This window comes from Tepidicella xavieri (assembly GCF_004363315.1).
Lineage (GTDB): Bacteria > Pseudomonadota > Gammaproteobacteria > Burkholderiales > Burkholderiaceae_C > Tepidicella > Tepidicella xavieri.
Window position 1 is genome coordinate 1 of the sequence record NZ_SNYL01000026.1, and the last position, 11,653, is coordinate 11,653.

Sequence of the window (11,653 nt, forward strand, 5' to 3'; positions counted from 1 at the left end):
TGCTGCAGGGTTTGGTATCTCGCGTCTTCTTTTTCCATGAAAGATGGGACTACCAAATCACCAGATAGTTCAATCTTTATGGGGCCTGATCAATAGCGACGAATAGCCGGTGCCGAAATCGTCGATGGCAATCGACACGCCCATGCCGCGCAGCCGCTCCAGCAGCGACTCGATCACCCCGTGCCCCAGCAGCGACTCGATCACCCCGTGCCCCAGCAGCGACACCGACTCCGTGATCTCCAGCTCCAGTTGGTCGGCCCGCAGCCCGGCCGCATCCAGCGCGCCCTGTACCCGCTCGACGAAGCCCGGGGCCTGAAACTGCACCACCGACACGTTCACTGCCATGCGCCGTGGGGCCAGCCCCTGCTTGAGCAATTCCCGCATGGTCAGGCAGGCCGTCTTCAGGCCCCAGTCGCCCAGGCTCACGATCAGCCCCGACTGCTCCGCCAGCGGGATGAACCGGTCTGGCGGCACCATACGCCCATCCTGCCCGCGCCAGCGCATCAGCGCTTCCAGGCCAATGAGCTCGCCGCTGCGCAAGTCCAACTGCGGCTGAAACGCCAGATAGAGGTGGTTGTGATCGAACGCCGCGTGCAGCTCCGTCAGCATCTGGGTGCGGTTGCGCGCGTGCTGCGCCATTTCCGGCGTGAAGCGCACATAGCGGCCGCGCCGGTCGCGCTTGGCCTGTTTCAAGGCGATGTTGGCGTTCTTCAGCCAGTCCACCCCGTCGATGCCCGGGTCGTCCAGCAGACAGGCCCCCAGCGTCACCGACACCCGCTGCGGCTTGCCCTCCACCTCCAGCGGCTGCTCGAAAAACCCCAGCACCCGCTCCGGATCGACGATGCTGCTTGGCCCCAGCAGGCCAAACGCATTGCCCGAGACGCGCGCCAGCGTCACCGCCGGGCCCGCGCATTGGGCCAGCCGCTGGGCCATGGCCTTGAGCAGCGCATCGCCATAGTCGTGGCCCATCAGGTCATTGACGCCCGCAAAGTCATCGATGTCCACCACCACCAGCGCCTGCTCGGCGCAGCCTTGCGCCATGCACGCCGACAGCAGCTCCACGAAGCGCGTGCGGTTGGGCAGCTTGAGCATGGCGTCTTCATACGCCACATGGTGCAGGCGCTGCAGCGTGATCAGCTGGTGGAGGCAAGCCGTGAGATTGGTGCAAAACACCCGCAGCAGTTGCACATCCACCGGCTCGATGCGCGTGTCCGACTGCACGAAAGCCGCCATGCTGTCGCCCTCGCGCTCGCCCAGAAACAGCACCGATTCGTGCGCGGTAAAGAGGCTCTGGCCGCTGCGCAGCGCCTGCTTGAGCAGGCCCACCACCCGCTCATCCAGCAACCGCTCCACCGGCTGGTCCACCAAATGGGCGTATTGGCCTGCCGCGGCCAGCACCCGGTAGCCCGCCGTGGCCTGCCCTTGCGCGCAGACCACCCCCTCCGGCCGCGTACCCAGAATGGCCGCAATCTGCGTGATCACCCCGGCCGCAAAGCGCTGCAGGCCCTCGGCGCGCAGCAGCGCCCCCGAAGCCTCCACGATCTGCTCCAGCCCGCGGCGGCTCGTCTCGATCAGGCACAACTGCTGGTACGCCCGCAGCGTGGTCGTGATGCTCGTCAGCAGCTTGTGGTGCGTCAGCTCGGACTTGGTCTTGTAGTCATTGATGTCGTAGCGCAGCAGCGTATCGTGCTCTGGCGCGTAGCCCGGCTGCCCGGTGCGCAGCACGATGCGCGTCTCCAGCATCCGCAGCGTGTTGCGGATGTGGTCCACCAGCGCCAAGCCGGCATCCGGCGTTTCCATCACCACGTCCAGCAGCACCACGGCCACATCGCGGGTGGCTTCCAGCACTGCCCGCGCCTCGCGGGCCGACGTGGCATGCAGCAGCTTCAGCGGCCGGCCAAAGAGCTGCACCCCCTCCAGCGAAAACCGGGTGGCTTGGTGCACGTCATCGTCATCGTCGATGACCAGAATCTTCCACACCCGCCCGCCGTGGTCAGCGGCCAAGGGGGCGGCACCTTCGCCGTCATCGTCGGCGAAGCGGATCAGCTCGTCTTCATGGCCTGCAGGCGTCGTCATGGGCGGGCAAGGTCGATCGGTTTGCGCAATATAGCACCCCAGTGCGGCCCGACCATGCCATGGCCACACTGCCGCTGGTGGCCATTGGGGCCAGTTCGGTTCCAGGTGCGGTGGCAGGGTAGGGTTCTTACGGCTGGCGAGGCTTTCGCGCCTTGGCCAGCGCATCGGCGGCTTCGGCCAGCCGTTCCACGGCCGATTGATACACCCCGCTGTTTTCGCGCTTGTCCACGGCAATCACCGTCACCAGCAGGCAATCGTCTTCTACGGCATAAACCAGCCGAACGCCCTGCTGGCGCAGCTTGATCTTGTAGCACCCCGCCAAAGGCCCGTGCAGCGCGCCCCCTGGAACGTGCGGATGGTCCAGGCGCTTGGCCAGCAGCTTCTTGAGGTGGACCTTGACCGAGCCGTCGAGCGCATGCCACTCGTCCAGCGCCTCGGGCATGAATCGAAGCCGGTAGGCGTGTTTTTGGCCTGCGCGACGGTCAGAGGTCGTCAATGTCCACCTCGACCGCGCGAGCTTTCTCCGCCAGGCGGCTCGCCGCTGTGCGGTACAGCTCGCGGTCGGCCAATTCTTCCATCATTGCTTCGAACAAACGGGGCTCGACCATGTAAAAAGCGGTGCGGTTGTGGCTGAGCACCGCCACCGGGCGGTGGTTGGCCGCCCGGAGCACGGCAGCTGGGTTCTTTTTCAACTCCGACATGCTCACGGCCACATCAGCAAGAATGGCTTCCATCATCAGCTCCTAATTTAGAGCCAAATTTAGTCAAAAAATCGGCGCCGGTCAACGCCGGTCAGCGCGTCGCTCACATCCCCAGCGACTTCAGCAACTCGTCCGTGTCGGAGCCGCCGAGGGAGAGGGCGGCAACCAGCCAATGGGGCAGCCAGTCTGATTTCACTTCCAGCACCTGGCCGCCAGTCACTTCAGCCAGCCAAATGCGCTCGTCACCAGAGTTGTCGAACAAATACGCCCTGTCGGTGTATGCGATGGCATGCCTCAGCAAAGCCAGCGACCGGTGATAGCGACTGATGATCTTGTCGCGGGGGACAGGATGGCCGCCAGAAGCCACGCGGTGTGCCACGCGCGACACGTTGATTGCTGGGTCTTCCGTGGCAATGTAGTAGAGGTAGGTTCGAAACCCTGCCTGCTGCGCTTGAGACAGAAACTCCACCTTGTCCGCCGAAGACATCACCGTCTCAAAGGTGAACGACACCCGTCGCAGCCGCAACTGGTGGCGAATGAAGTCTGCCAGCACCGATGCATGGTAGGAATTCACCCTCATGTCAGAGAGACAAATCGCCTGGCCCACCAGGGCGATTTTTTCGGTATCTTGCAGCAAATGCTGCGAGGCCAGCAGCGACGACCGTTGCAGAAAGCCCTTCAACGCTTCCGCCGAAGCGTCGATGCCATAAGCCGCCAAATCCAGGCGCCCATGCTCGCGCAGGGTTTTCTCGATGTCGTCGGCGTTCACATAGACGCCCAGCAGCGGTTCAGGCAAAACGTTCTTGAGCGTGCTCTTGCCCGACCCATTCGGTCCGGCAAAGACGCGCAGCCTGGGCTGTGCGGTACTCATTCGCGCACGGCGGGAAGCACCCAGCGGCTGCCTGCGGGGACGCGCACCGCGGGCGCGATCGCTTTGATGACCCGCTCGTGGCCTTCGGCGTCGATCTCCACCACCTTGCCCGCGCGGGCCTTGAGCACCTTGCCACCCGTGGCCAGCGCGTGGAGCTCGGCTTGGGCGAACGCCCTTTCGGCCATCGCCGGAATCTGCGCCTCCAGCGCCGTCAGCGCCTCCTCGCTGAGCAGGAAGGGTTTGTTCATGGCCTTTCTCCTTGGGTGCTCACATCCCCAGCGACTTCAGCAGCTCATCCGTGTCAGAACCACCGGGCGCGGGGGACGGGGCGGGGACGGTGGGTTGGCCGTTGCGCACCTGCTCCATCAGCTCGTCCGGGTTGGGGGCGGCCTGGGCCTCCAGCTCGTACAGCGGAATGAACTCCGTGCGGTCCATCGCCAGCTCCAGGTAGAAGATGTGGTTGCGGCCGGTGTAGAACGTCACGCGGCGGGCCTCGGGCTGGTCGAGGTTGGCGTCCACGCTGAGGGTGACCTGCTTGTTCAGCACCAGCATCTTGGGCTGGCTTTGCGTGATGTTGGTGCGGAGCTCCCGGTGCACCTTGCTGGTGAAATCACCCAGCACCTGGTTCATCAGCTCGCCCATGACGTTGCTCACCTCGTCGGAGGTGTAGCTGCGGGCCAGTTCCTCGCGCGACATGCCCATGTGCACCATGTAGCTCTCGTAAATCTCCATGGCCGCCTGGCCTGAGAAGTTCAGGATCACCAGGCCCGAAAACCCGCCGTCAAACAGCACAAAGCAGCCGATGTCGGGCTTCAAACAGGTGCGCGAGATGCGCTGCACCATCCCGGAATAGTGCATCTGCCCCTGCGTGGCGGTGTTGAGCACCTTCGTCACCGAATCGCACAGGCTCATGAGGATGTCTTCGGTCTGGTACACGGGGCGGGGAGAGTGGCTGGCGTGCATGGTGGATGTGACAGGTGTGAAAGAAGAAAAGGCCTGCCTGGGAGTATCGCGTGCTTTGTGGCATGGATGCAACAGAAACCGGAAAAAATCGGCCCCAAACATGGCTGCTGTTGCTCGCTTCTGGTGCAATACGTACAACTTCCTCAACGGAGGTTGGTTCGGAGGCTTGGCTTCCGGCCTCATTCATCAACCTTGGAGAACTTCTCAATGAAAAAGACTCTGATCGCTCTGGCTGCCGTGGCCGTTTCCGGCGCAGCTTTTGCTCAGTCCACCGTGACCATCTCCGGTACGTTTGATCCCTCTTACTCGCACGTCAAGACCACGACCGCTGGTGGCGTTAAAACCACTGCCACCACTCTGGCCAATAGCCAGCAAGGTACTTCAGCAATCATTTTCCGTGGTACGGAAGATCTGGGTGGTGGCTTGAAGGTGAACTTCCTATACGAAGCGAACTTCGATGCGACCGAAGGTGGTGGTACAGCCGGCACTCAAGCAAACAACCTGACCGCTGGTCAAGTGTTCCTGGGCCTGCAGGGCAACTTCGGTAACGTCCAACTCGGTCGTGCCAACAGCCACACGCTGTCTGCTCAAGCTGGTCGTACCCCGTTCGGCACCAAAGTGGGTGGTGGCTATGGTAGCACTTCTGGTACAGCCAACACCCGTTTGAATGACTCCATCAAGTACACCAGCCCCAGCTTCAGCGGTTTCACCGTGGGCTTCACGCATGGTCTGAAAGATACCCAAACAGCAGGCGAAGGCTGGAACGAAGTGGGTGCGTTTTATTCTGCCGGTCCGCTGGCCGCTGGCCTGACCTTTGTGCGTCAAAGCAATACTATCGCTCAGACCAACCTGTACGGTCAGTATGACTTCGGCGCTGCCAAGCTGTTTGCAGGTTACCACACTGAGGATAACAAGCTAGGCCTGGCCAACTCCAAGAAGAAAGGTTACAACTTGGCTGTCAGCGCTCCCATGGGTGCTGTGACCCTGATGGCTAATTACGGCAAGCTTGATGTAGACGGTGGCACTGCTGGTGACCGTAAGGTTACGGCAGTTGGGGCCAAATATGACCTGAGCAAGCGCACCAGCGCATACGCTCGCTTGGTCAATGACAAAATCAACGGTGGTAACAAAGTCAATACTACTCTGATTGGCCTGCAACACAACTTCTAATCTTTACGCTGGCATCCCGCCAGCTTGAGGTTTAGTTGCCTAAAACCCACCGTGGTGACACGGTGGGTTTTTTGCTGGTGCGCCCAGCATGGGCGCACTCTTGGAGGTGGAAGTCCTCCCGTGAGTGGATCACAGCGAACGAAGCGAAGCGCAACTGCATGAGGGCGACCGAGTGTGGAGAAGAAGCGTGGAGCGAAGCTGCGAGCCGAGGAACACGAACCGGATAGAAGGCGGTGCCGACTAGGGCGAGCGGGCCAGAAACCGCGAAGCTCTCGTGATCAAGGGTCAGGCGGCGTAGATTCGGCGGCTGTGCAGTGAAGGAGTGCGTTCTTACCTGGGGATATCTCGCCGTGTGCCTGAAAGGGCGACGGCTGTGTGCCGGAGCGAGAAGTCAGCAGAGGTCGTAGTAGCTGGAGCCGGGGCCGATGAGGCCACAAGACAAGAGCGAAGGACCGAACGAGAGTGAGTGACCGAGGACACGTGTGATGTCAAAGGCCATGCGTCAGATGCCGCAGCAATGCGGGCGGGTGAGCGTAGCGCACGGAGAAGCCGTGCGTGATCTCATCAGCGACGAAGCCTGCGGCCCGCCGCGTGAACACCCAGGCACAGGGTCGGCAAAGCCGACGGCAGGCACTGGTGGCCTGCTCGAAGCAGCGCTGACGAGACAGAACCTGCAACTGGCGTGGAAGCGGGTCAAGGCCAACAAGGGCGCAGCCGGAGTGGACGGACTCGACATCGAGCAAACTGCCCAGGTGATACGCCAGAGATGGCCCCACATCTGCCACCAGCTACTGGCAGGCACGTACCGACCCAGTCCGGTACGCAAGGTCATGATCCCCAAACCAGACGGCAGCCAACGCGAGCTGGGCATCCCGACGGTGCTGGATCGACTGATCCAGCAGGCACTTCTTCAGGTGCTGCAACCCCGAATCGACCCCAGCTTCAGCGAGCACAGCCACGGGTTCAGGCCTGGGCGGCGTGCGCACGATGCGGTCAAGGCCGCGCGGGCGTATGTTCAATCGGGCAAGCGCGTGGTGGTGGACGTCGACCTGGCCAAGTTCTTTGATCGGGTCAACCACGACATCCTGATCGACAGGCTCAAGCGACGCATCGACGATGCCGGAGTCATCCGGCTGGTGCGTGCGTATCTGAACGCCGGGATCATGGATGGCGGGGTGGTGGTCGATCGCCACCTGGGCACACCGCAAGGCGGGCCGCTGAGCCCGCTGCTGGCCAACGTGCTGCTCGACGAAGTGGACAAGGCGTTGGAGGCGCGGGGCTATAGCTTCGCGCGCTACGCTGACGACTGCAACGTCTACGTGGGCAGCGTCAAGGCCGGCGAGCGGGTGATGGCGTACCTACGGACGCTGTACACAGGCTTGAAGCTTCAGATCAACGAAGCCAAGAGCGCGGTGGCCAGCGCCTTCGGGCGCAAGTTCCTGGGCTATGCGCTGTGGGTGGCCAAGGGCAAAGAGGTTAAATGTACAGTGGCCAAGAAGGCGCTGGACAACTTCAAGGCTCGCATCCGGCAACTCACGCGTCGCTCGGGTGGGCGCAGCATGGTGCAAGTGGTGGAGAAGCTCAGGCCCTACTTACTGGGCTGGAAGGCGTACTTCGGGCTGGCGCAAACGCCCGGAGTCTGGCGAGAGCTGGACGAATGGCTGCGCCACCGATTGCGTGCCATCCAGCTCAAGCACTGGAAGAGGCCAAAGGCGATCTACCGGGAACTCAAGGTGCTGGGGGCATCGGAGGATGTGGCCAAACAGGTGGCAGGCAACTGCCACCGCTGGTGGCGCAACAGTGACGGTGCCATCAAGCGAGTGCTGACCATTGCGTACTTCGACCGCCTGGGCGTGCCCAGACTGTCCTGACCTCAAGCTCTCGAACCGCCCGGTGCGGACCCGCATGCCGGGTGGTGTGGCAGGGGCGCCTCCTACGAGAGGCCCCCTATGCCGATCGCTTGCCCGCCTGGGCGTACGCATGACCCAAGCCCGCCAGGACGGCCAAAACTCAGGCCAGAAACTGCATCTGCGTCCCGGCGAGGGTGATCACGTCGTTGCCATGCAGCGCGGCCGGCTCCTTGCCCACGGGCTGGCCGTTGACCAGTGGCGGGGTGTTGCCATCGATCAAGCGCAGGGTGTAGTGGCCGTCGGCCCCGTGGTGGATGGCCGCCACGGCCACGCCGGGCTTGCCCAGGGTGGTCACGGCTTTGGTCAGCGGCATCTCGCGCCCCGCGGCCGGGCCGCTGAGCACGCGAATGCGCGCGGCGGGCGCAGCCGGGGCGGCTGGCTCGGTGGCAGGGGCGGGTGCATCCGGTGCGGTGGGCGCAGCGGCAGGCGGCGCGGAGGGAGCGGCGTCGTCCCAGGTCACGCGCATTTTGTAGCGGCCGATCTCGATCAGGTCGCCCGGTTGCAGCACGGTGGCCACGATGGCCTTGCCGTTGACGTAGGTGCCGTTGGTGCTGTTGAGGTCGATCAGTTCCAGCCCCTGGGGCTTTTGGACGAACACCGCGTGCTCGCCGCTGACGGCGAGGTGGTCCATCACGATGTCGTTGTAGGGGCGGCGGCCCAGCGTGGTGCGGGGCTGGGTGAGTTCGATGCTTTTGAGGTCCACTCCGTCGAGGGAGATGGTCAATGTCGGCATGGGCGTCTCCAGGGCCGTGTTCGCGCCAATAGTCTAGCGGTTCTGGCTCGCTCGGGCGCCAGCGAATCCGTGGCAGGCTGGCGGGCCGTTGGCTAGGGTGCGCATCGCGCCAGAATCAAGGAGATGTTGTCATGCCCGCCGGCGGCGTTGGCGGCGTCCAGCAGGGCCTGGGCGGCTTGGCGCAGCGGCGCGTGGCGGCGCAGGATGGCGGCCATCTCGGCATCGCTGAGCATGTCGTGCAGCCCGTCGGAGCAGAACAGGTAGCTGTCGCCAGGCTCGACGGTGTGTTCGGCCAGTTCGATCTCGACGCTGCCGGCCGCGCCAATGGCGCGGGTGACGAAGTTTTTGTGCGGGGCCAGCCGGGCCAGTTCGGGGGGGATCATGCCGGCGTCGATGTGCGCTTGCAGCAGGGAGTGGTCGCGCGTCAGCCGGGCCAGATGCCCCTGGCGCAAGCGGTAGGCCCGCGAATCGCCCACATGTCCTAGCACGAGGCGCCCTGGGCTGAAGACGCCCACGATCAGCGTGGTGGCCATGCCCCGGTGGGCCGCATGGGCCTGCGACGAGGCATGCACCGCCCGGTTGGCGGCCTGCATGGCGGCCTGCACGGCCTGGGGCAAGCCGCTGCGCCGGGTGGCCCAGTCGCCGCGCCTGCGGCCCAGGCAGTCCAACACGGTTTCGATGGCCAGGGCGCTGGCCACTTCGCCGGCGTTGTAGCCGCCCATGCCGTCGGCCAATGCCACGATCCCGCTTTCGGCCACCACGGCCACGGCGTCTTCATTGTTGGGGCGCACCTTGCCGGTGTCGGTCAGGCTGCAGAAGGCGCACTTCATGGGTGTGGCGGTGATAGAGGGCCTTCAGTGTAGCGCGGCTGCCGCCGGTTTCTTCTTGCTTGGCATAGATGCTCCTTTCCAACATGCTATGCCTCAATCACAAAATTTCTGATGGGCTCTTCGCCCCTCTATGAGCCCCACAAGCTCGACAGTGGCGCTGCCCAGATGCCGCCTCCCAAGGGCATCGTCTCGGTGCCGTCGTACAGCAACACGCCCATCTGGAATGGGCTGCCCGCGAGGCTGGCCAGCTTCTTCAGCCCACGGAGATCGCCTTCCTTGACGGTGGCTGCCGCTTTCACCTCGACAGCGACCAGCTGTCCGGCCGCATTCTCGATCACGACGTCCACCTCGAACTTGTCCGCGTCCCGGTAGTACATCAGGCGATAGTCGCCGTCGGCCGTGGTCGCGTGCTTGAGCAGTTCCCCAAAGACAAAGGTCTCCAGCACGTTGCCAAATCGCGTCCGGTCTCGATGCACCGCATCAAAGGTCAGATCCAGCAATGCCGCCAACAGGCCAGAGTCGATGAACTGCAGCTTGGGCGTCTTCACCACGCGGTTGAGGCGGTTGCGAGCCCAGACATCGATGCGCCTGAGCAGGTACATCTGCTCGAACACCCCGACGTAACGCGAGGCCGTCTTGCCATCCAAGCCGACCTGGCCGGCGAGCTGGGTGTAATTGCACATCTGGCCTGCCGTCTGCGCCAAGGCACGGAGGAATCGTGGCAACTGATCCAGCTTCTCGATGCTTGCCACATCACGCACATCACGCTGAATGATCGCGTCGATGTACTGACGTGCCCACGCGATGCGGCGCTTGGCCGATGCGCGTGAAATGGCTTCCGGATAGCCGCCACGCAGCACGCGCTCGACCAGGTCATTGCCCAGTGCAGGCCGATCCGCCTGAAGTATCCGACCGGCGAAAGCGCTATCAATCCAGTTCCCCGAGCGCGACTCGATTTCGCTCTGCGACAAAGGCAGCAGCGACAGGGTTTCCATTCGGCCAGCCAGTGAGTCGGCCACGGTGGGCAGAGCCATCACGTTGGCCGACCCGGTCAGCAGGAAACGGCCAGGACGCCGGTCTTCGTCCACGCTCTTCTTGATGGCCAGCAGCAGCTGAGGCGAGCGCTGGATTTCATCGATCACGGCGCGATCCAGGCTGCGGATCATCCCGACTGGGTCTTCCCGTGCCGACAGCAAGGTCAGCGCATCGTCCATGGTCAGGTAGCGCAAGCCCCGTTGATCCGCGATGTGCCGCACCAACGTAGTCTTGCCCGCCTGACGAGGACCTGCCAGCAACACGACCGGCGTGTCCAGCAGCGCTTCAGCGATGCGTGGCTCGATCCGACGCGGGAAAAGGGATGCCATGTTCATGCAGGCATGGTATCGTAAATTTCGGAATGAAACATCGTAAAATTCGGAATAAAAGCACGTAAATATCGGAATGAATGGCGGCGCTGCATGCCCGCTTCAGGCTCATGCTCCATTGGGCAAGACTGGGTCTTGCACTCGACCAATATCCAACGCGATGGCAATACGATGCTAAGAACATCAGCTTCCTGGCCCAGACGCGGAATGCCATGTCGCAGGCAAAGGCCGGGAATCCATGCGCTGCAACGTCGAAGGCCCATGTCATGACACTCTTGGTTACCCACCTCCTGAGCCAAAGCGCCTCGGACTTTGTCAACATCGTCTGGCCGGCGGTCAAGGGGCTGCCCCTGATCGGTGGCGGGCAGTTGCAGCCCGTTGAAGCCAGCAGCGATGCCGAGTTTGCCAAGACGCTGGATATGCTGGCCGGCATCGATGCCTGGCAGGTGCTCTCCAGCCCCGCAGCGATGCGGGGCCTGGCCAGCCGCGTCCAATGGGGCCAGGCGCGCAACTCGTTCACGGTGCGCATCGCGCTGCCCAGCGGCGCCGAGACGGAATACCACAAGCGCATCCGCGCGCTCGACCAACCGGAGCTGGGCTTTCTCTACCCGCACCTGACCGTGCAGGCTTATCTCGACCAGGCGGGCGGTGCGCTGCGATCGGCCGCCGTCGTGCGCACGGCCGACCTGTTCGAGAAGGCCCGGCTGCTGGTGCAAAACCGCCCCAAGCTGCGCCTTGACGAGCGCAGCAAACTTTTCGGCTTCCGGCAAAACCCGGACGGCACCGAGTTTTTGTATATGAGCTGGAGCTACTTGCTGCACCAAGGCGTGCTCGCGGCGGAGAATGTGTGGGGCGGTGCTCAGGTGTCCGCCGCGCGTGCAGCCACAGGGCGCCAGCGTACTTGAAATGGACATTTCAACTGGTACATGCGAGTGGTGGCTATTGCTCCGGCCCCTAGAAGTTTCAACCGGCGGCGTATTTGACCCTGGGGTCCTGGAAGTAGCTCATCACCCGCTCGGGTGAGTTCTCCAGCAT

12 protein-coding genes are annotated in these 11,653 nt (G+C 63.4%); 3 read left to right on the forward strand and 9 right to left on the reverse strand.

Translation table 11 applies throughout. From position 1 onward, the window contains the following. Window positions 1-69: 69 nt before the first annotated feature. The 6 genes from DFR43_RS13385 to DFR43_RS13410 all read right to left on the reverse strand — a co-directional run bounded on the left by DFR43_RS13385 (window position 70) and on the right by DFR43_RS13410 (window position 4,611). Window positions 70-2,076, reverse strand: a complete 2,007-nt coding sequence (locus tag DFR43_RS13385; RefSeq protein WP_164499758.1) for a putative bifunctional diguanylate cyclase/phosphodiesterase — start codon at window positions 2,074-2,076, stop codon at window positions 70-72. 127 nt (window positions 2,077-2,203) lie between these two features. Next, entirely contained in the window at window positions 2,204-2,518 is a 315-nt protein-coding gene (locus DFR43_RS13390) for a type II toxin-antitoxin system RelE family toxin (RefSeq protein WP_133599534.1), read from the reverse strand. Window positions 2,519-2,558: 40 nt separating this feature from the next. Next, entirely contained in the window at window positions 2,559-2,813 is a 255-nt protein-coding gene (locus tag DFR43_RS13395) for a type II toxin-antitoxin system Phd/YefM family antitoxin (protein WP_245988953.1), read from the reverse strand. A 67-nt stretch (window positions 2,814-2,880) separates the two neighbouring features. Then, window positions 2,881-3,648: an ATPase gene (locus DFR43_RS13400; protein ID WP_133599537.1), complete on the reverse strand. Its 768-nt coding sequence runs from the start codon at window positions 3,646-3,648 to the stop codon at window positions 2,881-2,883. Then, window positions 3,645-3,896, reverse strand: a complete 252-nt coding sequence (locus tag DFR43_RS13405) for a hypothetical protein (RefSeq protein ID WP_133599539.1) — start codon at window positions 3,894-3,896, stop codon at window positions 3,645-3,647. Before DFR43_RS13405 ends, DFR43_RS13400 begins: the two co-directional genes overlap by 4 nt. Window positions 3,897-3,915: 19 nt before the next feature. Beyond that, complete coding sequence (locus DFR43_RS13410; RefSeq protein ID WP_133599541.1) at window positions 3,916-4,611, reverse strand: DUF3334 family protein; 696 nt, start codon at window positions 4,609-4,611, stop codon at window positions 3,916-3,918. A 207-nt stretch (window positions 4,612-4,818) separates the two neighbouring features. On the opposite strand from DFR43_RS13410, the gene DFR43_RS13415 reads away from it, so the two are divergent. After that, entirely contained in the window at window positions 4,819-5,781 is a 963-nt protein-coding gene (locus DFR43_RS13415; protein WP_164499759.1) for a porin, read from the forward strand. A gap of 485 nt (window positions 5,782-6,266) precedes the next feature. Next, a complete protein-coding gene (gene ltrA / locus DFR43_RS13425; protein WP_133599545.1) occupies window positions 6,267-7,652 on the forward strand; it encodes a group II intron reverse transcriptase/maturase in 1,386 nt (461 codons plus the stop codon). A gap of 139 nt (window positions 7,653-7,791) precedes the next feature. Here ltrA and DFR43_RS13430 read toward each other — a convergent pair whose 3' ends face one another. The 3 genes from DFR43_RS13430 to DFR43_RS13440 form a co-directional block, all read right to left on the reverse strand. Continuing rightward, window positions 7,792-8,424 (reverse strand): FHA domain-containing protein, encoded by a 633-nt coding sequence (locus DFR43_RS13430; RefSeq protein WP_133599547.1) that lies wholly within the window; start codon window positions 8,422-8,424, stop codon window positions 7,792-7,794. 92 nt (window positions 8,425-8,516) lie between these two features. After that, entirely contained in the window at window positions 8,517-9,254 is a 738-nt protein-coding gene (locus DFR43_RS13435) for a PP2C family protein-serine/threonine phosphatase (protein WP_133599549.1), read from the reverse strand. Window positions 9,255-9,382: 128 nt separating this feature from the next. Beyond that, window positions 9,383-10,624, reverse strand: a complete 1,242-nt coding sequence (locus tag DFR43_RS13440) for an ATP-binding protein (RefSeq protein WP_133599551.1) — start codon at window positions 10,622-10,624, stop codon at window positions 9,383-9,385. A gap of 260 nt (window positions 10,625-10,884) precedes the next feature. Here DFR43_RS13440 and DFR43_RS13445 point away from each other — a divergent pair, with 260 nt between their 5' ends. Then, window positions 10,885-11,523, forward strand: a complete 639-nt coding sequence (locus DFR43_RS13445; protein WP_133599554.1) for a hypothetical protein — start codon at window positions 10,885-10,887, stop codon at window positions 11,521-11,523. Window positions 11,524-11,653 lie beyond the last annotated feature (130 nt).

Bases quoted from the DNA above. Each gene is read 5' to 3' on its own strand.
- DFR43_RS13385 (WP_164499758.1), bottom strand. From the start codon at position 2,076: ATGACGACGCCTGCAGGCCATGAAGACGAGCTGATCCGCTTCGCCGAC.
- DFR43_RS13390 (WP_133599534.1), bottom strand. From the start codon at position 2,518: ATGCCCGAGGCGCTGGACGAGTGGCATGCGCTCGACGGCTCGGTCAAG.
- DFR43_RS13395 (WP_245988953.1), bottom strand. From the start codon at position 2,813: ATGATGGAAGCCATTCTTGCTGATGTGGCCGTGAGCATGTCGGAGTTG.
- DFR43_RS13400 (WP_133599537.1), bottom strand. From the start codon at position 3,648: ATGAGTACCGCACAGCCCAGGCTGCGCGTCTTTGCCGGACCGAATGGG.
- DFR43_RS13405 (WP_133599539.1), bottom strand. From the start codon at position 3,896: ATGAACAAACCCTTCCTGCTCAGCGAGGAGGCGCTGACGGCGCTGGAG.
- DFR43_RS13410 (WP_133599541.1), bottom strand. From the start codon at position 4,611: ATGCACGCCAGCCACTCTCCCCGCCCCGTGTACCAGACCGAAGACATC.
- DFR43_RS13415 (WP_164499759.1), top strand. From the start codon at position 4,819: ATGAAAAAGACTCTGATCGCTCTGGCTGCCGTGGCCGTTTCCGGCGCA.
- ltrA (WP_133599545.1), top strand. From the start codon at position 6,267: ATGTCAAAGGCCATGCGTCAGATGCCGCAGCAATGCGGGCGGGTGAGC.
- DFR43_RS13430 (WP_133599547.1), bottom strand. From the start codon at position 8,424: ATGCCGACATTGACCATCTCCCTCGACGGAGTGGACCTCAAAAGCATC.
- DFR43_RS13435 (WP_133599549.1), bottom strand. From the start codon at position 9,254: ATGAAGTGCGCCTTCTGCAGCCTGACCGACACCGGCAAGGTGCGCCCC.
- DFR43_RS13440 (WP_133599551.1), bottom strand. From the start codon at position 10,624: ATGAACATGGCATCCCTTTTCCCGCGTCGGATCGAGCCACGCATCGCT.
- DFR43_RS13445 (WP_133599554.1), top strand. From the start codon at position 10,885: ATGACACTCTTGGTTACCCACCTCCTGAGCCAAAGCGCCTCGGACTTT.